Below are 24367 nucleotides of genomic sequence, written 5' to 3' on the forward strand. Positions count from 1 at the left end.
CGCGAAGGCGGTGGGTACTGTGATCCTGCTCGACCAGTGCCCATTCCCAGCGACGTCGCGGCACTGCGCCGGGGCGCGTGTCATGCGATGGGGTGTTCGCTTCTAAGATCCGAGGTGTGGCCAAGTATTTCGCTCTGCACCCGGACAACCCCCAGCCTCGCCTGATCAGCCAGGTCGTCGAATCGTTAAACGCCGACGGGCTGATCGCGTACCCGACGGACTCGTGCTACGCGCTGGGGTGCCGGCTGGGCAACAAGGAGGGCATCGATCGGATCAGGGAGATCCGCAGCCTCGGCAGTAATCATCACTTCACGCTGGTCTGCCGGGACTTCGCGCAGTTCGGCCAGTTCGTTCACGTGAGCAATGCGGTGTTCCGGCTGGTCAAGGCGGCGACTCCGGGCGGATACACCTTCATCCTGCCCGCGACCAAGGAGGTGCCGCGGCGGTTGCTGCACCCCCGGAAGAAGACGGTCGGCGTGCGGATCCCTGATCACATCGTCACCCAGGCGCTGCTGGCCGAGCTCGGCGAACCGCTGCTGTCGAGCACCCTGCTGCTGCCCGACGAGACCGAGCCCGCGACGCAGGGCTGGGAGATCAAGGAGCGGCTCGATCACGTGGTGGACGCGGTCATCGATTCGGGCGAGTGCGGCGCCACCCCGACCACCGTCGTCGACCTCTCGCAGGGTGAGCCCGAGATTCTTCGTCGAGGCACGGGAGACCCGTCCCTCTTTGAGTAGGTACGAGTAAGGGTGAGGGCCGCCCCGAGCACCACGGGGCGACCCTGGCGGCGGCCGGCGCTTGGCCAGTACGGCTGCGGCCGCGAAGCGCTTGGCCCGTGCGAGCCGGCGGCGCGGCTACTTGGCGGCCAGCTCTCGGCCGGCGTCGCGGGCGGCGGCGAGGGCGTCGCCGTGAAGCTGCGCGGCCAGCGGGCGCAGCGATTCCATGGCCGGGTTGGTGGCGGCGAGGGTGAGCTCACGTTCGACGACGGTGAGGTCGGCCTCCCACATGTCCCTCAGAACCCGCGTCAGGTACGGGGTGGAGTGGTCCCAGCCCTCACGCGGGGTCCCGGGCCCATAGCCGCCGCCACGCACGGTGGCCAGCACGGTCGGCTTGCCCTTCAGCACCGGAGTGCCGGTGCCCGCTCCAGCGATGACGAGGTCGGCCCAGGTCTTGAAGTGCTGGGAGACCCCGTAGTTGTACAGCGGCACGGCCAGCAGAACCGCGTCGGCCGCCTCCAGTTCGGCCGCGAGCCGCACGGCCAGCGCGAGCGCGTCACGCTGCGCCTGGGTGCGGTCGGGCTCAGGGGTGAACCCCGCGGTCGCCGCGAGCGCCCAGGCCTCGGCGGGCAGCGGGTCGGTGGCCAGGTGACGGCGCACCACGGGCACGCCGGGCCGGGTCGCGGTCCACTCGGCTTCAACGAGGTCGGCGAGCTCGGCGCTGGAAGAGGCGCCGGGAAGGATGCTGGCGTCCAGCCGGAACAGACTCATGATCATCTCCTTTAAGGTGCCGCGTCATGCGGCTCCACGGTGTCGGCGGCGGTCTGGCCTGGGTGTCGGCCCCGCGACTCGCTTCAGCATAAGCGGACTTTACCCCGCTTTATATTCCAGAGGTAGGGTGAGAACTTGTGGATCTCCCTGTGGTGCCCTTCGGTCGTCCCCGTCCGGAACGGGTGGACGCGGCGCGCAACCGTCTGCAACTGCTCCAGGTGGCCCGCGAGATGATCGCCGAGCACGGGGTGGAGAAGGTGACCATGGACGGCCTGGCCGAACGGGCCGGCCTGGGCAAAGGGACTGTCTTTCGCCGGTTCGGCACCCGCGCGGGAATCTTCCAGGCCCTGGTGGACGAGGACGACCGTGCCTTCCAGCAGGCCGTCATGGGCGGGCCACCGCCGCTCGGCCCCGGAGCCGACCCGGTGCGGCGGCTGATCGCCTACGGCCGGGCCCGCATCGCCTTTCTGCTCGACCACCACGCGATCGTCCGCGCGGCCCTGGACCGCAACCAGCCCGTCCCCGTCGGCGAGCACAACCTCTCCCGGCTGCACATCCGCATGCTCCTGGGACAGGCGCACCAAGACGAACTCCTGGACATCGCCGACCTCGACAGCCTGGCCGTCCAGCTCACCGCCGCCCTCGAAGGCCCGATCCTGCTCTACCTGGGCATGTCGCGGCCCTTCCCGGCCGACCCCACCCCGGCCTCCATCCCCTTGGCCGACAGCTGGCAGACCATCATCGAACGCCTCTTCCGTACGCCGTCACACAGCGGTTAGCTCACGGCAGCGGCGATAGCGCCCGGATACCCGATCGACAGGCCCGTCAGAGGGTGGCGTGGGCCCAGTCGGTGAAGGTCGTGGTCGGGATCGCGAGGGCGTGGGCGAACTCGGGACGCGCCGGTGCGGGGTGCAGGCTGGCGTACTGCTGCGACAGGACAAACTCGCTGCGCAGACCGGCGGCCTGTGCCTCCGACGGGTCGGCGGGAAGGGTGATGGGCTTTCCGCGGACCTCGGAGAGGATCGCGGCCGCCTCGCGGAAGGTCAGCAGGTCGCCTGCCAGTTCCAGTTCCACGCCGTCGAACCGCTCGGGGTCGGCGAACGCGGCCGCGGCCGCGACGCCGATATCGTCCAGGGCGACGAAGGGCTGGGGAACCTCGGGATCCATGGCGACCAGCAGATGGTCCGGCCGCCCGTCAGGGAAGTAGAACGACGGGTAGAGGAGGTTCTCCATGAACGTGCTTGGGCGCAGGATGGTCGTGTAGCGGGTCGCCGCGTCCCGCATCGCCTGCTCCGCGGCGGCCTTGCTGCGCCAATAGTGCCCCATGTGGGCCCCCCATCGCTCCTCGTCGATCGGTTCGCGGCGGCCCGCCCCCGACACCGAGGTGTGCACGATCTGTTCGACGCCGGCCTTCTGCGCCGCGGCGGCGAGATTGCCGGCGTACCGCACCTCGGAGTCGCCCATGAGATCGGCGAGGTCGGGCATCTGCATCGAGAACACGCCTCGGGCCCCGTCGAGGGCCGCCACCAACGAAGCCGGGTCCTCCAGGTCGCCCGGCACGAGCGTGGCACCGTGAGCGGCGATCTCCTGTGCGCGCGGCGAGGTGGGATCGCGTACGAGAGCGTGCACGTCCGTTCCCGCTCGGAGCAGGGCCCGCGCGGTCGCCCCGCCCTGCCGACCGGTCGCCCCTGTGACCAGCACGAATGATGAATCCGACATGTATGCCTCCAGCGGCCCCATAAACGGAGGGGCACCCCGCTTTTCCAGACGCTACGATATGGGGGGTCCCACCGTTTGTCCAGTGAAGGGTGAGCGCAACGATGAACGCGGCAGGTCCGGCGGGCCGGGCAGACAGGCAGCGCAATCGCCGGCGACTGCTCGAGGCCGCGGAGGCGGTGATCGGACGGGACGGCGCACAGGCCTCGCTCGAAGAGATCGCGCGCCGCGCGGGCGTCGGCTCAGCCACCCTGCACCGGCACTTCCCCTCGCGACATGACCTGCTCAACGCGGTGTTCCACGAGGGCGTGGAACGGCTCAGCCGGCGCGCCCAAGCACTCGCCGACAGCCTGGCTCCCGGCGACGCGCTCGCCGCGTGGCTCGAGGAAGTGACGACGTACACCGCGACCACACGCGGACTCGCGACGGCCCTGATGTCAGCCCCCGAATGCGCCGTCGCCGCGGAAGACAGCTGCCACGGCCTGATACATGATGCGGCGACGCGTCTGGTCACGGACGCGGAGGAAGCGGGCGTCCTGCGTACCGAGGCGACGACCCACGACCTCATGACCCTGACCAACGCCATCTCCGTGGCCTCCGACGGCGATCCCGACAGCGCTCGCCGGCTGTTGCGGCTCACCCTCGGCGGCGTCCTGAAGAGTCCGCCCGCCGAGCACCCTCCACTGAGCCGAGCGGCGACGAGCGCGCGCTGACCTGGCCTCCCGGCTGTACACATGGCACAATCCACCGGTGGTGTCCGGCGGCTGCGCTCAAAGCTGACAGCCGCTGTCCACCGGGTCAGGCGAGGATTGTTGGCGACGCTCCATGAGATGATCGAGATCATGATGGGTTTGTCAGGCACGGGCCGTCCGGTCCTTCACCCCTCCAGGTCGGCCGGCGAGGCTGCCGCGATGTTCAACGCCGACCTGGTCGCGGCGTCGGCCGCGTGCTGAGCATGGTCGAAGCGGAGACCACCCCGCGAGTCCCGCACACGTTCGGGGACGGCCTCGCGTCTCCCTTCCCCGGCGGCGACCCCATGAGACCAGCGAGCCATCCAGAGCCGGTCGGCGTCGGGCAGATCCCGGGATTACGACCGCGCCTGCGCCCTGGTGATGGGGGCGAGGTCCCCGCGGCCGACGTCGGCCTTGTGGACGCACTGGATCCGCGGACCCGGCGTACGGTGACGGCCTGGCTGCGCGAGAAGCCCTCCGCTCCCCTGCGGCAGACACGGCTGCGGGTCCTGGCCTCGTTCCTGCGCTGGCTGCACACCGCCGAGCCGGCCCTCGACCTGCTCACCGCCGCCGAGGCTCAACTGGACGCCTACTGCTACACCGCCCTCACGACCGGCGTACGCGCGTCCGGCAAGCCCTTGACCAGGGCGACGGTGATCCGGAGACGCGCCACGCTGGCCTCCTTCTACGCCTTCGCCCGGCGAACCGGCGCGGATCGGTCTCACCGCGGCGTGACCGGCACGCCTGCGCTCACCCCGGCCGAACGGCGCCTGCTGCGAACAGGTGCCGGGCGGCTGGCCGACGACGGCCGGTGGGCCGAGGCGCTCGCCGTCGCGCTGCTGGAGGCGACAGGCGCCTCCGTGGAGGCGCTGGCCGCTCTGACCGCCCACGATGTCCGCCCTTCCGCCCCCGCCGACCGGCTGACCCTGATCACCTTGCGCGACGGCCGTGATGGCATCGTCGCGTTCCCGGTGTCGCCGGAGGTCCGCCACCTGTTGCGCGCGCTGTGCGCCAGCCGTCCCCCCGGAGAGCCGCTGCTCAGGCAGGATGACGGCCGGAGCGTCGACCTCGAATGGATCGGGGCCGCGCTCACTGACGCCGCGCTCGCCGCCGGCGTACCCAGGCAGCGAGCCGAACTCCTGCACCCGCGCCTGTTGCGCGCCCGCACGGTGACCGAGCTCGCGCGCCCGTAACTGGCGGGCCGGGCAGGTCAGCCGGGCGGGCCTGTCTGGCGAGCCTGTCTCGCGGGGCTGTCTCGCGGGGCTGCCCCTGAACAGCTCGAACCCCGCCTCTGGACGGCCCGGGGTCACCTTTCGCCGATGAAGTACCTGGCGGGGATGAAGAGCTCGTGCCCGGTGTCGAAAAGCACCCGTACCCCGGCGGTCGTCCACTCCGTCGTCTTGACAGAGTCGGCGGACGTTTCGATGTCCACCCAATGGCCGTAAGAAAGGCTGGGATCCCGGCCGACGAAGATCTGGTGCGACTCCCCGATAAGGGCGCTCCGGCGAATAAAAGCCAGCAGATGCTTCGAATCGTCGTCGTAGGCCACAGTGGCCGGCTGGTCGCTGCGATAGACCACCTCGGTCCGCGGCCACCGCACCGCGACGGACAGCGCCACACCGAGCGCGATGCCGAGAACGATCAGCCCGAGTCCCTTCAGCCGCCGGGACCGGTGCGGACGGGTTAACGGCGGTTCCACAGTCAAGGGCGAAGTCATCTACAGCCTCCGTAATGGTCTACTTCGTAGTTCGTCGCTGCGGCACGAGGGAAAGTTCGCGAGCGCCAACGATGACTTGCTCTTCAGCGCCTCAGACGTGCACCACCGCGGTGTGGGCGTGTCCGCGGCTGCGACCGACCTCCACCTTGACCGAGCGCTTGGCCTTGCGCACGCCGCGGTCGCTCTTCTTGACCGATTTCACCCGCCAGGGCAGCGTGATCTTCACCTCGTCGGCGGTCCTGGACGGGTCGGAGACCGCGAGCCGTACCCGCCCGTGGTCGCGGCGGATCAGCAGCGTGCAGGGGCCGTCGGCGTGGAGCGGTCCGTCCGCGGTCTCGACGGTCCCCGCGCGCCAGAAGACGGCGGCGAGCACGTTGTCGCGGGCGATGGCCTGCACCGTCCGGGAGTTGGCGAGGATCTTGATCCGCTGCCCGTAAGCCGCGGTCTGCGCGATGGAGGCGTCGGGCAGCACGGCATAGGCGTAGCGCGCCTTGCCCGGATCGACGCCGTGGTCGAGCAGGATCGTCGTGTAGTGCCTGGTGACGGGGGTGTTGTCGCCGCCGGTGGTGGCGCCCTTGTCGATGTCGCGCCAGCGGCCGGTGCGCTGCTCGCGGATCACCTTCGCGTCGGCGCCGTCGAGCAGCGCGTAGCCGGCCACACCGGACAGGTGGACCCAGCCGTCGCCCCGGGTCAGCGGCGGATGCCAGTCGTGGGTGTTGCGGTTCTCCACGATGGTCTCGATGCGGCGGCCGTCGGAGGCGGCGATGCCGGTGCCGAGGGCGATCACCGCGTCATCGAGCAGGAACCACGCCTTCTTGGCCCGCAGCGAGGAGCCGTCGGCGATCAGCTTCATGGCCGCCACGCCGTACTCGCCGTCGAGTGCCACGCCGCCCGCCCACGGGGTGGGTGGCAGGCGGCGCTTGCTGTGGGAGAGGTCGGCGCGTTTGCGCGTGTCGACCGTCGTGCCCGGCAGCCGGTGCGGGTCGATCGTCGGCCACAGGTCGTCGTTCCAGTGGGTGAGGTCGGCGGTGTAGAGGTAGGTCATGCCGTCGCCGGTGTACCAGCCGTGCAGGTTCTCCTGGTTCATGGCCTCGGCCGCGCCGATGCGCTCCGAGCTCATCGCGATCGCGTACGCCCAGGTGGGGCGGCGGTGCACGACCCGGTCCATGTCGGCGAAGACGTACGTGCCCGTCATGCGCGGGCCGACCGGCACCGACAAGTCCTCCAGCAGGGCCTTGGCCCCGGCGATGCTCGCCAGCGATGCGAGCGTGGGGGCGGCCTGGTTGCGGACGATCCAGCCCTTCACCAGCGGTCGCCAGCGCTGGGCATAGCGCTCGGGCGCCGCCTCCAGCAGGGTGAGGATGGACTCGACCGCCTTCTCCCCCGAGTGGTGGTCGCGGTGGCCCTGCACCGAGATCTGCCGGCCGCGTACGCAGTCCATCATCAGCCCGTCGAAGATGAACGGCGCGAACGAGCGATCCACGAGGTCGTAGACGTTGCCGATGCCGGTGATCTCCCACGGTGACCTCGCGAGCATGGCGATCAGCTTGGCCACGCTCTCCAGGTAGTCCACGCCGTAGCTGCCGTTGTAGGGGAACACGTCGTGCTGGATGAACGACCCGTCACGGTAGAAGCCGTCGCCCGGGCCCCTGGTCGGACGTAGCAGGTCGGAGACCGCGTTCCTGGCCCGCTTGACGAGGCGGGCGTCGTGGGTGAGCAATCCGCGCATCGCCACCGCCGTGGCCTTGCCCGCCCGATTGGCGCCGGTCTCGACGACGCCGGGGTGGCTGACGCGGCGCTCCGGGTTGGGACACCAGCGGCGCAGGGGGCGCAGCCAGCGCTCGAGGCGGTCCTTGGGCAGGCCGTCGTACAGCAGGGCGCAGGTGTCGGTCAGCGCGCGGGGGACGCCGATCTCCCACCAGTACCAGTTGCTGCCCCGCCGGTCGAGTCCCTCGTGGTAGGCGTGCTTGTACAGGAAGTCCAGCGCCATGATCGCGGTGTCGGCGACCCGCCCGTCCCGGTGCATGGTGGTGCCCGGCGTGGCCCAGCCCAGCGCCAGCGTGCGCATGCGGTTGTAGGCGCGGTTGAAGTTGCCCGTACGGGGGTCGTCGAGCGGCAGGTCGGGCCACAGGCTCGGGCGGCCGGCGTCGGGCTTCAGCTTGCGCAGCACCGCGTTGGCCGAGCCGTCGACCGCCTGCGCCTTGTCGGTGTAGACCGAGTCGTACGACCCGCCGGCCAGCAGGCTCACCCACCGCTCACGCGCGGCGTCGAACGTGGCGGCACCGACCGTGGCGGGGCCGGCCGCCTCGGCTGGTCTGTCCCAAAGAGCGAGGCCGGCCACGGCCGAGGTGCCCAGCAGGGCGGACCGCCGGCTGAGGGGGTGGGTCATGGCGGCCTTTCGACAATCGGGCGAACATCAGCTCAAAGGATCATATGTCGACTCGCCCATGGCCCGGATCATCGCGTCGGCAGGACCCCCGCGTTCACCAGTCATGGACGGTGCCGTCCGTGAGCCGGTTGAACGGCAGGTACGCCGGTTGGTACGGGAAGCGCGCCGCGGCCTTCTCATCGAGCTCCACGCCGAGTCCCGGCAGCCCGCCGGGGTGCAGGTAGCCGTCGGTGAAGCTGAACGACTGCTGGAACACCTCGTTGGTCGCCTGGCCGTGCTGCATGTACTCCTGGATGCCGAAGTTGTGGATCGCCAGGTCCAGGTGCAGGGCGGCGGCCATGCCGACCGGCGAGATGTCGGTCGGGCCGTGGATGCCGGACTTGATCTGGTACTGGGCGGCGTAGTCGAGCAGCTTCCGCATGGCCGTGATCCCCCCGGTGTGGGTGACGGCGGAGCGGACGTAGTCGATGAGCTGTTCGCGGATCAGGGTCTGGTAGTCCCACACGGTGTTGAAGACCTCGCCGATGGCCAGCGGAGTGGTGGTGTGCCGGCGTACCAGGCGCAGCGCCTCCTGATTCTCGGCCGGCGTGCAGTCCTCCAGCCAGAACAGGTCGTACGGCTCAAGGGCCTTGCCGAGCTTGGCGGCCTGGATCGGGGTCATCCGATGGTGCCCGTCGTGCAGCAGCGGCAGCTCGGGCCCGAACTCGTTGCGCACCGCCTCGAAGACACCGGGCAGGTGGCGCAGGTAGGCGCGGGTGTCCCAGTCCTCTTCGGCGGGCAGCGCCGTGCGCTGGGCCGGCTCGTAGTCGTACCGCCTGCCGTCGACACTGGGCTGGGCGGCTACTCCGTACACGGCGTTGATGCCAGGTACGGAGGTCTGCACCCGGATCGACCGGTAACCCATCTCCAGGTGCCGGCGGATCGAGTCGAACAGCTCTGGCAGGTCCCGGCCCGAGGCGTGCCCGTACGCCATGATCCCGTTCCGGGAGGCTCCGCCGAGTAGTTGGTAGAGCGGCATCCCGGCGGCCTTGGCCTTGATGTCCCATAGCGCCACGTCCACGGCCGCGATGGCGGCCATGGTGACGGGCCCTCGCCGCCAGTACGCCGAACGGTAGAGGAACTGCCAGGTGTCCTCGATGCGATGCGGGTCTCGCCCGAGCAGGAGGGGGACAACGTGGTCGGCCAGGTACGACGCGACCGCCAGCTCCCGCCCGTTGAGTGTGCCGTCTCCCAGCCCGCTGATCCCCTCATCCGTCGTGATCTTGAGGGTGACGAAGTTGCGGTCGGGGCTGGTGACGACGACGTCCGCTGCGATGATCTTCACGCAGATGCCTTTCTCAAAGGTGGTGGCGGAGAAGTCGAGGGATCACGCTTACCATTCCGCGTAGGAACCGTCCCGGTGCCGCCAGATGGGGCTGCGCCAGGCGTGTCCTGTTTTGCCGGCGGAGCGGACCGCCTGATCGTCGACCTCGATACCCAGGCCGGGCGCGGTGAGCCGCTCGACGTACCCGTCCACGAAAGCCAACGGGGTCTTGTCGAGGCAGTAGTCGAGCACCTCGGCGCCGCGGTTGTAGTGGATGCCGATGCTCTGTTCTTGGATGAGGTAATTCGGCGTGGCGAAGCCGATCTGCAAGCAGGCCGCGAGGGCGATCGGGCCGAGCGGGCAGTGCGGGGCGAGTTGCACGTCGTACACCTCGGCGAGGGTGGCGATCTTGCGTACCTCGGTGATACCGCCGGCGTGCGAGAGGTCCGGCTGGGCGACCGCGATGCCGGCCTGGAGGGCGGGCAGGAACTCCTGCCGGCTGTAGAGCCGCTCCCCCGTCGACACCGGGATGGTGGTCGAGCGGACGAACTCGCCGATGAGGTGTGAGTTCTCCGGGACGACCGGCTCCTCCAGGAACAGCGGCCGATACGGCTCCAGCAGCGGCGCCAGACGGCGGGCGTTGGCCAGGGTGAACCGCCCGTGCAGGTCGACGGCGACGTCGCGGTCGTCGCCGAGCACCTCGCGGGCGGCGGCCACCCGGGCGACCACGCCGTTCAGTTCGGCGACCGAGGCGACCGGGCTCATCTTGCCGGAGGCGTTCATCTTCACCGCGGTGAGCCCGGCCTCGACCTGGGCGGCGATGTGGTCGCGGACCTCGCTGGGCTCGTCGCCGCCGACCCAGCCGTACATCCGGATCCGGTCTCGTACCGGACCGCCGAGCAGCTGGTGCACCGGGGCGCCGAAGTGCTTGCCGGCGATGTCCCAGAGGGCCTGGTCGAGGCCCGCCACGGCGCTCGCCAGGATCGGACCGCCCCGGTAGAACGAGCCCTTGGTCAGCACCTGCCAGTGGTCCTCGATGCGCAGCGCGTCCCGGCCGATCAGCAGCTCCGCGAGCTGGTCGATGGCGGCGCGGACGGTCTCGGACCGCCCTTCGCAGGTGGCCTCACCCCAGCCGACGATCCCGGAGGCGGTCTCCACCCGGACGAAGAGCCAGCGGGGGGCGACGAGAAAGGTCTCTATGCGGGCGATGGTCGTCATGCCGGTCAGCCCTTTGTCGCGCCGGCGGTGAGGCCGGAGACCACGTACTTCTGCACGAACAAGGCGATCAGCATGATCGGTACGGTGACCACGGTGGCCGCGGCCATCAGACCGCCCCAGTCGATGCTGGCGTAGCCGACGAAGTCGAAGATCGCCACGGGCAGGGTCTTGGTGTCCGCGTCGGAGAGCACGAGCGCGAACATGAAGTTGTTCCAGGAGAAGATGAAGGACAAAATCCCAGCGGTGGCGATACCCGGTACGGACAGCGGCAGCAGGATGCGGCGGAACGCGCCGATATGGGTCAGCCCGTCGACCAGCCCCGCCTCCTCCAGCTCCTCGGGCAGGCTGTCGAAGTAGCCCATCATGATGTAGACCACCAGCGGTAGCGCGACGAACATGTGGCTGAGGATCAGCACCCCGAAGCCGCCGACCATCTTCAGGTTGGAGAAGACGTAGTACCAGGGCACCAGCAGCGAGACACCGGGGATGACCCGGGCCATCAGCACCACCAGCGCGGACTTCCTCATGTTGAACCGGCTCATCGAGTACGCGGCCGGCAGGCCGAGGATCAGCGACGCCACGGTGGCGGCGAACGCCACCCAGAGGCTGTTGAGGATGAACTCGACGTAGTTGGCCTGCCGGAGCACCTTGGCGTAGTTGTCCATGGTGGGCGAGAAGGCCAGCGCCTTGCCCGGATCGTAGATGTCGACGTTGGTCTTGAACGACGCGGCGATCATCCACAGCAGCGGCGCGAGCAGCGAGAGCACCACGAAGGTGAGTGCCACCACCCGGAACACCCGGTACGCGGGACGGGGCTTCATCGCTTGGCCTCCTTGCGCCGGGCGGTCAGGGCCCACATCGCCCCGATGATGATCAGGAAGAAGAGGATGAGGACGGTGGAGGAGACGCCGTACTCGTTGTAGTCGAAGCTGAGGCCGTAGGCGTACACGTTCAGCGTCTCTACCTCGTGGAACGAACCGCCGCCGCGGCCCTTCGTGGCGTAGAGGATGTCGAAGGTCTTCAGCGCGTCAATGCCGCGCAGCAGGATCGCCACGGTCAGCGTGGGTCCCAGCAGCGGCAGGGTCACGTGCCGGAAACGCTGCCAGGTGCTGGCGCCGTCGATGCGCGCCGCCTCCTGCGGCTCGTCCGACAGCGAGGTGAGCCCGGCGAGCAGGATCAGCGTCACCATCGGTGTCCACTGCCACACGTCGATGAAGATCGTGGTGGGCAGGGCCGTGTGCTGGCCGGCGAGCCACGGCTGCGGCCCGATGCCGACCCAGCCGAGGATCTGGTTGGCCATGCCGATGTTCGGGTCGAAGATGAGCCGCCACATCATGCCGACCGCGACCGGGGTGGCGACGAGCGGCATCAGGATGGCGACCCGGACCCATCTCTGCCCTTTGAACGGCCGCCAGAGCAGCAGGGCGATCGCCATCCCGAGGACCACCTCGAACAGCAGCGCGACCACCGTGAACGTGGCGGTCCGTCCTACGGCGGGCCAGAACCGGGCGGTGTCCGTGAAGACGTCGAGGTAGTTCTGGAAGCCCACGAACTCGCTCTCCGCGCGGACGGATCCCTCGGCGTCGGTCAGGCTGAGATAGCCGGTCCAGGCCAGGGGGAACACGATCAGCGCGGTGACGAAGGTCATCGCGGGCGCGGCGAAGAGCCACTTGCGGTGGTCATTGACCCAGCGCACCCAGCCGGGCGTATGGGAGGCGGTCGGGGCGCTGCGCGGCGGCTTGGCGGTGGTGATCGTTGCCATGCTTACTTGGCCTCGTCGTCCAGGAACTTCTGGAATGCGGCGTTGGCCGTGTCAGCGGCCGCCGCGGCGTCCTTGCCGGTGATCGCGTCGACGATCGGCTGGCCGACGATCTCGCGGGCCTCGGGAACCTTCACGACCAGCGGCCGGTCATGGCCCACCCCGGCCTTGGTGCTGGCCTTGATGGCCTCCACCAGGTCCTTCGGGAAGGTCGAGGTGCCCTGCGGGTTGGCCCAGACGGAGCTACGGGCGCCCGGCACGCCGGACGTCTGCTGGCTGAGCGTCTGGTCCTTGCCGGTGGCCCACTCGATGAACTTCCAGGCGTTGCCCTGGTTCTCCGAGCTGGAGTTGATGCCCAGCGCCCATGACGGGATGTTGTACGGCTTGGAACCGGCCGGGCCGGCCGGGAACGGCGCGAAGCCGACCTTGTCCGCGACCTTGGATTTGGCCGGGTCGGTGGCGTTCTTGTAGAGCGAGTTGGCCTCGGTGTAGAAGGCGGCCTTGCCCTGGGTGAAGATGGCCATCGCCTCGGGCCAGCCCATATCGGTGCTGACGTTCGCCGGGCCGGAGTCTTTGATCAGCTCGCCGTAGTAGGCGTACGCCTGCTTGGCCGCGTCGCTGTTGACCGCGGCCTTGCCGCTGCCGTCCACGAAGTCGCCGCCGAAGCTGTAGAGAAAACTGGAGAACTGGGTGACCGCCGGCGACTTGCCGGTACGGGCGACGAAGCCCGCGACGTCCGGCTGGGCCGCCTTGACCTTGGCGGCGGCGGCCTTCAGCTCGTCGAGGGTCTTCGGCGGGGCGCTCAGGCCGGCCTTGGCGAGCAGGTCCTTGCGGTAGTAGAGGACCTCCTGCTCGGTGATGATCGGGACACCGACCGGCTTGCCGTCGTATGTGGTGGCCTCCACCGGGCCGGCCTGGAAGTCGCTGAAGTCCCAGTCCTTGTTGGCCTTCACCTGGTCCGACAGGTCGGTCAGGTATTTGTTCTTGGCGAAGAGCTTCCCCTCCTGCAAGGGGCGGTACATCATCACGTCGATGTCGGACGAGCCGGCGTTCAGCTTGACGTTGTACTGATCGGAGAGCTGGTCCTCGCCGAGTTGCGTGACCTCGACCTTGAGCCCGGTCTGCTTCTCGAAGTCGGGCAGGCTCTTCTTGATGTTCTCCGTCCACACGTGGTTGGCCAGGGTGACCCGGACCGTCTTGGACGCACCGCTGTCGTCACCGCCACCGCCACAAGCGGACAGGCTCATGGCGACAACCACGGCCAGAGAAGTACTGAATATCGATCGACGTTGCACGTCATCTCGCCTTTCTGTCATGGCCGCCGCCCGGAAGAGCGCCACACTCTCGTAACATCGGCTTAATTCCGGGATGCTAGGACAAAAAAGCGGATTTATTCAAGAGCTGGCCTTCAACTGATATGCTTTATGCCGTGAATCAGTCCTCCCCCGAGGGTGCCCCAACCCAGCCCTCCCCTCCCGAGACTGGGCTACACGCACGCATCCTCGACCACCTCGGCACCGCCATCTGCAGCGGCGATGTGGCCGCCGGTTCCGTCCTGAGCATCGACGACCTGGTCGACCGCTACCAGGTCTCCCGCTCGGTGATCCGCGAGGTGCTACGGGTGCTCGCATCCATGGGACTCATCGAGACCCGGCGCCGCGTCGGGATCATGATCCAGCCCGCCGAGGGGTGGAGCGTCTTCGATCCGCAGGTGATCCGCTGGCGGCTGGCCTCGGCCGGGCGGATGGCGCAGATGCGCTCGATCACCGAGCTACGGACCGCGATCGAGCCGCACGCCGCCTGGTTGGCCGCCGAGCGGATCGACGACAACGAGGCGAGCGAGCTGGTCGGCCTCGCGGCCAAGATGTGGGCCGCGGGGAAAGCCGGCGATGAGCCGCGCTTCCTCACCCTGGACATCGAATTCCACCGGCGGGTGCTGGCCGGCTCCGGCAACGAGATGTTCGCGAAATTGCAGCTGATCGTCGCCGAGGTGCTCGCCGGCCGGCACCACTACCACCTGATGCCGCACAACCCGGACGAGCAGGCGTTGCAGTTGCACACTGACGTGGCCCAGGCGATCCAGCGGCGCGACGGCGAGCGGGCCCGGGAGGCCATGGTGGGGATCATGGAGCAAGGGTTCGCCGAGATGAAGTCCATGTGGGAGCAGGCCGTCGAGCCAGGCGGCGGCTGAGCGCGCTGCCGCCGATCCGGACGTTCAGGAGCGATCTTCGAGGGCGCGATGCCCTCAAGCCACGCCTCAGTTGTCGACGGCCCATACCGCGGCGGCGATCGGCTCGAGCCCCGCGGCCAGCTCGTCGAGCTCGTCCGCACTGAGCACGTCGTACGCCGGCGCGGCCAGCTCGTCGGTGAGCGCCTCGATCCGCTCCTTGGTCTCCCGGCCGGCGTCGGTGAACCCGCCGGCGGCGTCCACGAGGCCGCGGCCGCGCAGCCCGTCGACCACGGCGGCCAGCTGCGCCTTGGGCAGGTGGTGGATCCGGCCGAACTCCTCCGCCCTCATTCCGAGGGAAACAGCCATGAGGACGTGGGCCTCGGTGCCGCCGATGCCGTGGGCGAGAAGGGCGGCGTTATGGCCGTCCCCGCGGTGCTCCCGCAGCAGCGTCGCCGCGTGCCAGAGCCTGGCCACCGGCTCCTCTGGCACGTTGAGCGCCCGCAGCCCGGCGTACAGTGGTCGGCCCTCGGTCGGCGCGCTGACCGCTGCTCGGATGGCGAGGTCGGCGGCCCGCACCAGACCGGGCGAGTCGGCGAGCTCCCCGAGCATTTGCCGCAGGGCGGCGGTGCTGCCCTGTTCGCGCACGGTGATCGCCTCCTGCGGGGTGGTCTTTCCCCACACCCAGGGGATGTGGCGTGCCACCTCGCCGTCGGCGAAGTTGTAGAAGACCGCGTGCACCACCTCGGCCGGTGCCAGTCCCAGCGGTGCGGCCCGGCCCGCGAAGTATCCGTCCCAGTAGTTGCGCATGCCGAGGGCCAGGAACGCCTCGTTCGCCACCTCGGAGAAGGTGACCGTGGCGATCGGCTCGACGAGCTCGAACATGCGGTGGATCTTGGTCTGTGAGTGCTGCTGCATCGGTCGGCATCTCCCTTAGTCGTGACAGCTGGTCGTGACAGCGCCCTCGTGGGCGACCGCTCACCCTAGCTACGAACAACGGGGCCCAGATACGACAACTCCGGTCGACAATTTTCCAGTCGATTCTGCCGGGCAGCGTCGGGGTGTCACCCGGACCCGGTCACCGCTCGGTTGCCGCGGTCTGGTTGCCGGCTGGGCCAGGCTCGGTCCGTCCTCGCCACAGGTCATGTCGGCCATCCGTCTGCGCAAAGAGCCCACGTCCGCTCCTCGGGCTTGATCTTCGGATCGGAGCCGGAGGCCGGTCCGAAGCGGTGGTGCCAGCCGGTCAGGTGCGCGGTGCGGGCGAGGATGTCCAACAAGGGCCGCTCCGGCAGCCGGTCCAGCACCGCACCTTTCCAGTGCGATCGCCGACCGATCGTCGCGGCCTTCGCCGGGTCCGTCAACCGGTCGAACTTGCTGCGCCAGGACGAGGGGTCTACCACCGGCAGTTCGACGAGCTTCGCGCGTCGTGCCGGTGATCCGGCGGGCAACCGTCGCGAAGACGTCCGCCCCGGAGGGCCATCCCATCGCGCATGGGACACGGAACGTCTCAGCCACCAGGTGGGGCGGTCGAGCCGCGGATGACCAGGCTGGGGGTGACGGAGAAGCGGACCGCTGAGGTGCGGCCCTGGATGCGTTCGAGCAGGAGCCGGCCGGCCGTGCCGCCCATGACGGCTCCGTCCTGGTTGACGCTGGTCAGCGCGATGTTGGGCAGGGCGGCCAGCTGGGTGTTGTCGTAACCCACGACCGAAAGGTCCTGCGGGACGGACAGTCCGGCCTCGTGGACCGCGGCGAGCGCGCCGAAGGCCGCCTGGTCGGCGCCCGCGAAGATCGCCGTCGGGCGCGGGGAACGGCTCAGCAGCTGGCGGGCGCCGTCGTAGCCGCCCTGCTCGTGGTAGTAGGTCTTCGCTATGGCGATCTCGTCGTCGAGCCCGTGTTCGCGCATGACGCGTTCGTATGCCTCGGCCCGGATGACGTGCAGCAGGTCAGAGGGGCGCGCGTTGCTGTTGTCCTGGTGGGTGATGTGCGCGATGCGGCGGTGCCCGAGTTCGATCAAATGGCGTACGACGAGCTCCGCGCCGACGTCGTCCTCGTCGAACACCGAGTCGTAGAGCGCCGACCGCTCGTGGCGGGCGAGCACCACGGTGGGCACCTCCTGCGCCACCTCCTCCAGCCGCGCCCGGCCGGCGAGCGGGGCGACCATGATGATGCCGTCGACCTGCCGGTCCACCAGGGCGTCGACCGCCTGCTTCTCGACCTTGCGGGTGACGCCGCCCTGGATCATGATCGCCTGGTAGCCGGTGTCGGCGAGCTGCTCCATGAGGCCGTCGAGGATGTCGGCGAAGAACGGGTTCCTGATGTGCGGCAGCATCAGCCCGACGGTGAAGGTGCGCCCGCGCATGCCCCGGGCGGCGGCCTGCGGCCGGTAGCCCAGCTCCTCGATGGACGCCTTGACCCGGTCCTTCATGGCCGGGCTGACGCCGTAGGCGTTGCGGATCACCTTGGACACCGCTGTGACGGAGACCTGGGCGTGGCCGGCCACATCGGCGATCGTCACGCGTCGCCGTCGATTGTGCGCGGCCAATGGGACTCCCTTCACGAGCGAGATCCCATTCTACGAGCTCCGTCTGCACGGGTAACGTTACCCATTTAATCAGACGAAATACAGCAAGTCAGGTGGTAACAAGTGGGAAGCGTTACTCAAATACGCTCTTGACGCTGTCCCAGGTAACGCCTACGTTAACTCGCATCGGGGGCTGTTAAAACGTTTCAACCAACCCGGAGGGGCGTTGTGAAGACCTCTCACCTGGGAGCGGCGATGGCCGTTCTCGCGATGGCGGCCCTGACCTCATGCGGCTCGGGCTCCGAGCAGGCCGCCGACGGCACGGTCACGCTGTCGTTCATGACGGGTAGCGACCAGTCGACCGTGGACACGACCAAGGCACTCGCCAACGCCTTCATGCAGGCCAACCCCAAGATCAAAATCGACATCGAGACGCAGCCCGGAGGCAGCGAGGGCGACAACATCGTCAAAACCCGGCTCTCGACCGGCGAGATGACGGACGTGTTCTGGTACAACTCCGGGTCTCTGCTCCAGGCGCTCAACCCGGCCCAGACGCTGGTCGACCTCACCGGCGACCCGGTGCTGGCCAACGTCCAGCCCGACTACCTGCCGGTGGTGACCCAGGGCGACCACGCGTACGGCGTGCCGGCCAGCGCGGCCTCCGGCGGCGGCATCCTGTACAACCGCAAGGTCTACGAAAAGCTCGGCCTCCAGGTGCCGAAGACCTGGGCCGAGTTCATGGCCAACAACGACAAGATCCAGGCGGCCGGGATCACACCGGTGATCTCCACCTTCAAGGACTCCTGGACCTCGCAGCTGTTCGTGCTGGGCGACTTCTACAACGTCCAGGCCTCGATGCCGAGCTTCGCCCCCGACTACACCGCGGGCAAGGCCAAGTTCGCCTCCACTCCGGCGGCGCTCGCGAGCTTCCAGCACCTGGCCGACGTGCACGCCAAGGGCTACCAGAACAAGGGCTTCGGCTCGGCCACCTTGGACCAGGGGCTGAAGCTGCTGGCCGACGGCAAGGGCGCGCACTATCCGATGCTCACCGCGATCCTGCCTCCGGTGCTGAAGACCAGCCCGCAGGCCGCCACCGACGTCGGCTTCTTCGGCATTCCGGGCACGGACGCGGCCAAGAACGGCGCCACCATCTGGGAGCCGCCCGCCATCTACATCCCCAAGACCACCAAGAAACTGGACGCGGCCAAGAAGTTCCTCGCCTTCGTCGCCTCGCCCGCCGGCGCGGACGCGGTCACCAAGGCCGTGCAACCGACGGGGCCGTACCGGGTGAAGGGCGCCAAGCTGCCCGACAACGCGATCCAGGCGGCCAAGGACGTGCAGGCCTACATCGACAAGGGCGCCACCTCGCCCGCGCTGGAGTTCGTCTCGCCGATCAAGGGCCCGTCCCTGGAGCAGATCACCGTCGCGGTCGGTTCCGGTCTGACGGCTCCGGCCGAGGGCGCCGCCCAGTACGACAAGGACGTGGAGAAGCAGGCCAAACAGTTGGGGCTGCAAGGGTGGTGACCAAGCAGCAGGCCGGGCCCCGCTCGGGGCCCGGCCCTGCCCCCGAGGGCCGGCCCGCCCGAGCCGACCGCCGCAGGAAGCACGCGGCCTATCCGTACGCGCTGTACCTGCCGGCCACCGTCGTCTACCTGGTGATCTTCGGCGTGCCGACGGTGATGGCCTGCTATTTCGCGCTGACCCGCTGGACGCTGTTCGACAGCACCTTCGTCGGCCTGCAGAACTTCCGTGACTTCCTGGCCGAGCAGAACCTGCGCATCGGCTTCCAGAACACGATCTTCTACGCCGTCGTGACCAGCGGCCTGAAGGTCGTGCTCGGGCTGCTGCTGGGCGTGCTGCTCACCTCGAAGCTGCGGCTGCGCGGCTTCCTGCGCTCGGTGGTGTTCTTCCCCGTCCTGGTCTCCACGGTCGGGGTCGGCATCACCTTCAGCGTGCTGCTCAAGCCCGACACCGGCCTGGTCAACCGGGTCCTGGCCCCGGCCGGGATCGACGGCGGCGACTGGCTCGGCGACGCCACCACCGCGCTGCTGTCGGTGGCCCTGGTCGACGTGTGGAAGGGCGTGGGCCTGGCCACGGCCGGCAACGTGCTGCTGTTCCTGGTCGTCTCCGCCATCATCGTCCCGCTCACCTGGTTCCTGGGCAAAAGGCAGGTCGCCGTATGAGGGCGCTGAGAAGGTTCGGCGCCGAGGCGACCGCGCTGGTGCTGGCCACCGTGTTCTTCCTCGTCCCGTTCGCCCTCATGCTGCTGACCGCCGTCAAGGACCCCACGCAGGCGCTGGACCTGGACTTCGCCTGGCCGGCCAACTGGCGGCTGGTGGAGAACTTCACCGAAGTGATCGAGGCCCGCGACTACGTGCTGCTGCGCGCCTACATCAACAGCACGATCCTCACCGTGGTGTCGGTCGCGCTGATCGTGGTCTTCGCCGCCATGGCCGCCTTCGTGCTGCAACGGCGACCCGGGAAGGTCGGCTCGCTGGCCAACTTCCTGGTGCTGTCCGGGCTGATCATCCCGCCCGCGATCGTGCCGACGATCTGGCTGCTGCAGGCGTTCGGCCTGTTCAAGACCATGCCGGGGCTGATCCTGGTCGAGGTGGCGTTCGGGCTGTCGTACGCGGTGCTGCTGTTTCGCGCGTTCATCGCGGCCATCCCGCGCGAGCTGGACGAGGCCGCCATGATCGACGGCTGCACCGGGACCGCGCTGTTCTTCCGCGTGATCTTCCCGCTGCTGCGGCCGGTCACCATCACCGTGATCCTCACCAGTTCGGTGGCCATCTTCAACGACTTCGTCAACCCGCTGTACTTCCTGCCCGGCGACGACAACGCCACCGTGCAGGTCACCCTCTACAACTTCCAGAGCCAGTACAACACCCAGTGGAACCTGCTGTTCATGGACATCGTCCTGATCACGATCCCGCCGCTGCTGCTGTTCGTCTTCTTCAATCGCAAGATCGTCGCTGGGATGACCGCCGGCGCCATCAAGGGATGACCAAGATGAAGGGAGTGACCTGTGTCCCGATTACGTCGCCGGATACGTACGCTCGCGAGCCTGGGATTCGCCCTCGCGCTCTCGCCGCCTCTGGGAACTCCGGCGAGCGCAGCACCTCTCGTCCAGGTGGTCGACCTGAATGTGGACGGCAGATACGACCAGCCTCTCGGCCTCGACGACCCCGCCCCGTCGGTGGGGTGGCGGATGAAGGAGACCCGGCAGGCCGCCACGCACCCCTGCTACCGGCCGCCCGCACGAGCCGCGTGTCCGGGTGACGCGCAGACCGGCTACCAGATCCAGGCCGCGACCAGCGACGCGAACCTCCAGCATGGCCGGCTGATCTGGGACTCGGGCAAGGTGAACTCCGCTGTCCAGACCGGCGTCCGCTACGCCGGCCGGCCGTTGGGTTCGCGGCAGCGGGTCGTCTGGCGCGTCCGCGTCTGGGACGCCGACAAGAAGCCGTCGGACTGGAGCAAGCCCTCCTCCTGGGAGATGGGCCTGCTGCGGCAGAGCGACTGGGGCGCGGCGCTCTGGATCGAGTACCCAGGCCGGACGGAAACCCAGCCCATGCCGATCTTCGCCCGCCAGTTCGGCGTCGACCGCGGGAAGCAGGTGGCCGGCGCCCGTCTTTACCTGTCCGGCGTGGGCCTGCAGCTGCCGACCTTGAACGGTCACCGGCTCAGCGACGAGGTGCTCGCCCCCGGGTACGCGAACTACCAGCTCTCCAGCGAGTACCGCGCCTATGACATCACCGATCACCTGCGTGCCGCAGCCAACACCCTCGGCGTCCGGCTCGGCAACGGCCCCGCCTATGTGCGGCGCAGTGTCACCAATGCGGCCGTCGGCCGCACGGCCCCGTACTCGTGGTGGCAGAGCCAGCTGAAAGGCGCCGGCGCTCTGGCCGCCGACGCCGGGGCCGGCGCTACGACGGTGAAACTGACCGACGTCGCCAACTACCACGTCGGCGGCACCATCAACATCGACACCGGCGACGGCGGCGACAACCTCGAATCCCGTACGATCACCGCGATCGGTTCGGCCGGCGCCGACGGGACGGGGATCACCTTCACGCCAGGGCTGTCCAAGGCGCACGCCTCCGGTGCGACGGTGACCGGCTCGGGCAACAACATCGCCGCCGGCGACGCGAGCGCCGGCGCCGCCGTCACCCCACGCATGATCGCGCGGCTGGAGATCGCCTACCGCGACGGGTCCACGGACGTCATCGTCTCCGACCGCGGCTGGCGCACCGCACTCGGCGCCCTCGTCACCGACGCCTGGTATTCCGGTTCGGACTATGACGCGCGGCGCGAGCAGGTCGGCTGGGACCTGCCGGGCTCGGACCTGTCGGCCACCGCCAAGCGCCGCGACGGTTCGGCCACCTCGTGGGTGAAAGCGGGGATCGCGCCGCCCCCGAACCTCGCCACCCAGCTCGTCGCCCGCGCGGCGGAGCCGGTCAAGGCGGTCGAGACGTTCACGCCGGTCTCGATGACGAACCCGGCCCCGGGCACCTGGGTGTTCGACCTCGGCCAGAACATCACCGGCTGGCCGCAGCTGAACCTCAAGGGCACCGTGCCCGGCGGAGTCACCATCCGGATGTCCCCCGCCGAGTCGCTCGCCCCTGACGGAACCGTCGACCAGTCCTCGATCATGGGCGGAGGCGGCTCGCGGGGCCGCGACCTGTTCAACACCTACACCACGGCCGGACTCCGTGGCGGGGAGACCTGGCACCCCGACTTCAACTACTTCGGCATGCAATGGATCCAGGTCACCGGCCTGCCGGAGGGCTACACCCCGGCCAAGGACCTGGTCAAGGGCATCCGCCTGCAGGCCGCCACGCCGATGGCGGGTGAGGTCACCACCTCCAGCGCGCGCGTCAACCGCGTTCACCGGATGGCCAGATACTCCTTCGCCTCCAACATGATGTCGGTGTTCACCGACTGTCCCGGACGCGAGAAGCTGTCCTACCCGGCCGACTACACGATGCCGATGGGCGCCATCCATCGCAACTACCAGCTCGCCGCCTACCTGCGGACCACGATCCGGCACCTCGTCGAGGGACAGTCGATCGCCGACACCCCGATGCGCGGCAACGTGGCGTTGAAGACGCCGGTCTACGACTGGGGCTACAGCGGACGTTTCGGCGACGAGATCAACTGGGGCGACGCCATCATCCTGGTCCCGGCGCTGCTGTACGAGCTGTACGGCGACACCTCGACGATGGCCCGTTACTACGACCGGATGGTGGCCTTCGCCGGCTACATCCAGCGCGAGAAGGCGGGAACGGGCGAGGACGCGCACATCGTCGACGCCGCCCTCGCCGACTGGGTCGCGGCCGACCAGACCTCGGGCCGGATCACCGGCACCTGGGGCTACTACGTCATGATCACGAAACTGGCCACGATGGCCGGGCTGACGGGTCACACCGACGACGCCGCCCGCTACCAGACGCTCGCCGGTGACATCAAGAACGCCTTCAACGCCCACTTTTACAGCCACGAGCTACGCCGCTACACCAGCGCGGGCGACGCCGGGGCCACCGGCGCCACCCAGACGGCACAGGCGCTCGCCCTCGACGCCGGGCTCGTCCCCGACGGTGAACGCCCGGCGGTCCTCGACGCGCTGGTCGAGCTCGTACGCGCCTTCCACCCCAACGGGGACGGCCCGCACTTCAGCGGCGGCACCATCGGCATGGCCCCTACTGTCCGCGCGCTGGCCGGCGGCGGCCGCGACGACGTCCTGTGGGAGCTGTTGCAGGGCGACGACCAGCCCAGCTACGGCTTCTTCATGCAGCCCACCACCGCCAACCCGGGCGGCATGACGACGATCGGCGAGAACTGGAATCGCGGGGCCTCGAAGAACCACATGATCCTCGCGCAGATCGAGGAGTGGTTCCACACCGGCCTGGCCGGCATCCGCGAGGCCGGCGGCTCCATCGCCTACCGGCGCCTGGTCATCCAGCCCAAGCCGGTCGGCGACCTCACCTCGGTCAACGGCAGCTACGAGACACCGCAGGGCATCGCCCGCTCCGCCTGGACCCGAGGCGAGCGATGGTTCAAGCTGACGGCCGACGTCCCGGCGAACACCACCGCCGAGGTCTGGGTGCCGGCCAAGAACGCGCGTTCCGTCGTCAGCCCACCTCGGGCCACGTTCCTGCGGATGGAGGGTCAGTACGCCTTGTACAACGTCTCGTCCGGTTCGTTCACCTTCGTAGCGGCAACGGCTGGCTGATCCCTTGAGGCGGTAGCTAGTCGACCCAGCACGCCCTACCCGCTCCGGGTGAGCGTGCCCCGAGGTCGCGGTCGCGTCACCGTACTGCCGTGGACCGCCGGCACCACCCAGCGCGTCAGCGGGCTGAGCAGCGTCGCGGACTTCATCGCCGGCACCGTGGCCGACCGGATCGGCGACGCGCGGATCTTGTCCGCCGAGTTCGCGACCAGCGTCGAAATCGTGGTCGGGCGGTCCGGCGACGCCCTCGTCATCCATCTCATCAACCATTCGGGCGGTCGGCCGGAGCGGCTCATCGATCCTGTACCGATCCGCGGCCGCCTGCGCATCCCCCATCGGGTGGCCGGGGATCGGCCCGTGGTCACGTCGCTGTCCGGGTCTTCGTGCGAGGTCGGCACCGAGGCGGACGCGCTCGTGATCGACGTCGAGGTGGGCGCCGTCGAGGCGATCCGCGTTGGCTGAGCGCGGCGTGCGTCTCGAACCCCGCACCGGCCGGGAATCGGCCGGGGACGCCGCCGACGGGCCCTTCCGGCTGGACGACCTCGTCGATGATCTCGTTCACGTGCTCGACGGGCTCGGGCTCGACCAGGCGCACCTGGCCGGCGTCTCCCTCGGCGGGGTGGTCGCCGCACAGGCGGCCGCCCGGCACCCCGGCCGGGTACGCAGCTTGACGATCATCTGCTCCGCGCCGGTGCTCCCGCGCGGCTCCTGGATCGAACGCGCGGCGACCGTACGCGGCGCCGGGCTCGCCGTGATCCGCGACACCGTCGTCAAGCGCTGGTTCACCCCGGAGTTCGCGTCCCAGAACCCGGACGTCGTCCGGCGCTACGGCGCCATGCTCCTCGCCAACGACGCCGAACAGTACGCGCGCGCGTGCGAGATGCTCGCGGCGGCGGACGTACGCGACGACCTCGCCGACGTGACCGCGCCGACCCTGGTCATCGGCGGCTCGGCCGACGTCGCCACCCCTCCCGCCAGCCAAGAGCTCTATGTGGCCCGCATACCGGGGGCACGCCTGCTGATCCTCGACGACGTCGCGCACATGGCGACGGCCGCCGTGCCCGCGACGATCGCGCGCGAGATCATCGGGCACGCCGCGCCCGTCTCCGGCTGATCCTGACGAGCCA

The 24367-nt window shown here is 69.2% G+C and carries 24 protein-coding genes; 12 read left to right on the plus strand and 12 right to left on the minus strand.

Annotated elements, in window-relative coordinates; all coding sequences use genetic code 11:
- Positions 1 to 116: 116 nt before the first annotated feature.
- Positions 117 to 737 carry an L-threonylcarbamoyladenylate synthase gene (locus ACGFJ2_RS57690; RefSeq protein WP_357956639.1) on the plus strand — a complete coding sequence of 207 codons (621 nt, stop codon included), beginning with the start codon at positions 117 to 119 and terminating at the stop codon, positions 735 to 737.
- Positions 738 to 854: 117 nt separating this feature from the next.
- On the opposite strand, the gene ACGFJ2_RS57695 is transcribed toward ACGFJ2_RS57690, so the two are convergent.
- Positions 855 to 1487 (minus strand): NAD(P)H-dependent oxidoreductase, encoded by a 633-nt coding sequence (locus ACGFJ2_RS57695; RefSeq protein WP_357956640.1) that lies wholly within the window; start codon positions 1485 to 1487, stop codon positions 855 to 857.
- Between the two features lie 137 nt (positions 1488 to 1624).
- On the opposite strand from ACGFJ2_RS57695, the gene ACGFJ2_RS57700 reads away from it, so the two are divergent.
- Positions 1625 to 2266, plus strand: coding sequence for a TetR/AcrR family transcriptional regulator (locus ACGFJ2_RS57700; RefSeq protein WP_393483689.1), 642 nt, complete (start codon positions 1625 to 1627; stop codon positions 2264 to 2266).
- Positions 2267 to 2312: 46 nt separating this feature from the next.
- Here the strand turns inward: ACGFJ2_RS57700 and ACGFJ2_RS57705 are convergent, their stop codons facing one another.
- Positions 2313 to 3206: an NmrA/HSCARG family protein gene (locus ACGFJ2_RS57705; protein WP_357956644.1), complete on the minus strand. Its 894-nt coding sequence runs from the start codon at positions 3204 to 3206 to the stop codon at positions 2313 to 2315.
- Positions 3207 to 3307: 101 nt separating this feature from the next.
- On the opposite strand from ACGFJ2_RS57705, the gene ACGFJ2_RS57710 reads away from it, so the two are divergent.
- From ACGFJ2_RS57710 to ACGFJ2_RS57720, 3 genes are all read left to right on the plus strand, one after another.
- Entirely contained in the window at positions 3308 to 3916 is a 609-nt protein-coding gene (locus ACGFJ2_RS57710) for a helix-turn-helix domain-containing protein (RefSeq protein WP_358183848.1), read from the plus strand.
- A 117-nt stretch (positions 3917 to 4033) separates the two neighbouring features.
- Positions 4034 to 4156, plus strand: coding sequence for a hypothetical protein (locus ACGFJ2_RS57715; protein ID WP_357956648.1), 123 nt, complete (start codon positions 4034 to 4036; stop codon positions 4154 to 4156).
- Between the two features lie 2 nt (positions 4157 to 4158).
- Entirely contained in the window at positions 4159 to 5127 is a 969-nt protein-coding gene (locus ACGFJ2_RS57720) for a hypothetical protein (RefSeq protein WP_393483692.1), read from the plus strand.
- Between the two features lie 113 nt (positions 5128 to 5240).
- On the opposite strand, the gene ACGFJ2_RS57725 is transcribed toward ACGFJ2_RS57720, so the two are convergent.
- The 7 genes from ACGFJ2_RS57725 to ACGFJ2_RS57755 form a co-directional block, all read right to left on the minus strand.
- Entirely contained in the window at positions 5241 to 5651 is a 411-nt protein-coding gene (locus ACGFJ2_RS57725; RefSeq protein WP_393483695.1) for a hypothetical protein, read from the minus strand.
- 91 nt (positions 5652 to 5742) lie between these two features.
- A complete protein-coding gene (locus ACGFJ2_RS57730) occupies positions 5743 to 8040 on the minus strand; it encodes a polysaccharide lyase 8 family protein (protein ID WP_393483698.1) in 2298 nt (765 codons plus the stop codon).
- Between the two features lie 94 nt (positions 8041 to 8134).
- A complete protein-coding gene (manD, locus tag ACGFJ2_RS57735) occupies positions 8135 to 9364 on the minus strand; it encodes a D-mannonate dehydratase ManD (protein WP_357956656.1) in 1230 nt (409 codons plus the stop codon).
- Positions 9365 to 9412: 48 nt separating this feature from the next.
- Entirely contained in the window at positions 9413 to 10561 is a 1149-nt protein-coding gene (gene dgoD / locus ACGFJ2_RS57740; RefSeq protein WP_393483701.1) for a galactonate dehydratase, read from the minus strand.
- A gap of 5 nt (positions 10562 to 10566) precedes the next feature.
- Positions 10567 to 11382, minus strand: a complete 816-nt coding sequence (locus ACGFJ2_RS57745) for a carbohydrate ABC transporter permease (protein WP_357956660.1) — start codon at positions 11380 to 11382, stop codon at positions 10567 to 10569.
- The gene (locus tag ACGFJ2_RS57750) at positions 11379 to 12323 is read right to left on the minus strand and encodes a sugar ABC transporter permease (protein ID WP_357956662.1); all 945 of its coding nucleotides are present in this window, start codon (positions 12321 to 12323) and stop codon (positions 11379 to 11381) included. The genes ACGFJ2_RS57745 and ACGFJ2_RS57750 overlap by 4 nt, the downstream gene beginning before the upstream one ends.
- Positions 12324 to 12325: 2 nt before the next feature.
- Positions 12326 to 13567: an ABC transporter substrate-binding protein gene (locus ACGFJ2_RS57755; RefSeq protein ID WP_393483706.1), complete on the minus strand. Its 1242-nt coding sequence runs from the start codon at positions 13565 to 13567 to the stop codon at positions 12326 to 12328.
- Between the two features lie 182 nt (positions 13568 to 13749).
- Between ACGFJ2_RS57755 and ACGFJ2_RS57760 the strand changes: the two genes are divergently transcribed.
- Positions 13750 to 14511 (plus strand): FCD domain-containing protein, encoded by a 762-nt coding sequence (locus tag ACGFJ2_RS57760; protein ID WP_357956666.1) that lies wholly within the window; start codon positions 13750 to 13752, stop codon positions 14509 to 14511.
- Between the two features lie 66 nt (positions 14512 to 14577).
- Here the strand turns inward: ACGFJ2_RS57760 and ACGFJ2_RS57765 are convergent, their stop codons facing one another.
- The 3 genes from ACGFJ2_RS57765 to ACGFJ2_RS57775 form a co-directional block, all read right to left on the minus strand.
- Complete coding sequence (locus tag ACGFJ2_RS57765; RefSeq protein WP_393483709.1) at positions 14578 to 15405, minus strand: MarR family winged helix-turn-helix transcriptional regulator; 828 nt, start codon at positions 15403 to 15405, stop codon at positions 14578 to 14580.
- Between the two features lie 224 nt (positions 15406 to 15629).
- Complete coding sequence (locus ACGFJ2_RS57770; RefSeq protein WP_357956670.1) at positions 15630 to 15935, minus strand: hypothetical protein; 306 nt, start codon at positions 15933 to 15935, stop codon at positions 15630 to 15632.
- Between the two features lie 59 nt (positions 15936 to 15994).
- Positions 15995 to 17002 (minus strand): LacI family DNA-binding transcriptional regulator, encoded by a 1008-nt coding sequence (locus tag ACGFJ2_RS57775; protein WP_358183869.1) that lies wholly within the window; start codon positions 17000 to 17002, stop codon positions 15995 to 15997.
- 261 nt (positions 17003 to 17263) lie between these two features.
- Between ACGFJ2_RS57775 and ACGFJ2_RS57780 the strand changes: the two genes are divergently transcribed.
- From ACGFJ2_RS57780 to ACGFJ2_RS57805, 6 genes are read left to right on the plus strand one after another with little or no spacing between them, the layout of a single operon-like run.
- Entirely contained in the window at positions 17264 to 18532 is a 1269-nt protein-coding gene (locus ACGFJ2_RS57780) for an ABC transporter substrate-binding protein (RefSeq protein ID WP_393483713.1), read from the plus strand.
- Positions 18529 to 19191, plus strand: a complete 663-nt coding sequence (locus tag ACGFJ2_RS57785) for a carbohydrate ABC transporter permease (RefSeq protein WP_393483716.1) — start codon at positions 18529 to 18531, stop codon at positions 19189 to 19191. The genes ACGFJ2_RS57780 and ACGFJ2_RS57785 overlap by 4 nt, the downstream gene beginning before the upstream one ends.
- A complete protein-coding gene (locus ACGFJ2_RS57790) occupies positions 19188 to 20015 on the plus strand; it encodes a carbohydrate ABC transporter permease (protein ID WP_393483719.1) in 828 nt (275 codons plus the stop codon). The genes ACGFJ2_RS57785 and ACGFJ2_RS57790 overlap by 4 nt, the downstream gene beginning before the upstream one ends.
- A 21-nt stretch (positions 20016 to 20036) precedes the next feature.
- A complete protein-coding gene (locus ACGFJ2_RS57795) occupies positions 20037 to 23243 on the plus strand; it encodes a family 78 glycoside hydrolase catalytic domain (RefSeq protein ID WP_393483722.1) in 3207 nt (1068 codons plus the stop codon).
- A gap of 48 nt (positions 23244 to 23291) precedes the next feature.
- On the plus strand, positions 23292 to 23702 hold the full coding sequence (locus ACGFJ2_RS57800) for a hypothetical protein (protein WP_393483725.1): 411 nt from the start codon (positions 23292 to 23294) through the stop codon (positions 23700 to 23702).
- 7 nt (positions 23703 to 23709) lie between these two features.
- Complete coding sequence (locus tag ACGFJ2_RS57805) at positions 23710 to 24354, plus strand: alpha/beta fold hydrolase (protein ID WP_393483728.1); 645 nt, start codon at positions 23710 to 23712, stop codon at positions 24352 to 24354.
- Positions 24355 to 24367: the final 13 nt, after the last annotated feature.

The sequence above is a fragment of the Nonomuraea sp. NPDC049028 genome, assembly GCF_043197735.1.
Lineage (GTDB): Bacteria > Actinomycetota > Actinomycetes > Streptosporangiales > Streptosporangiaceae > Nonomuraea.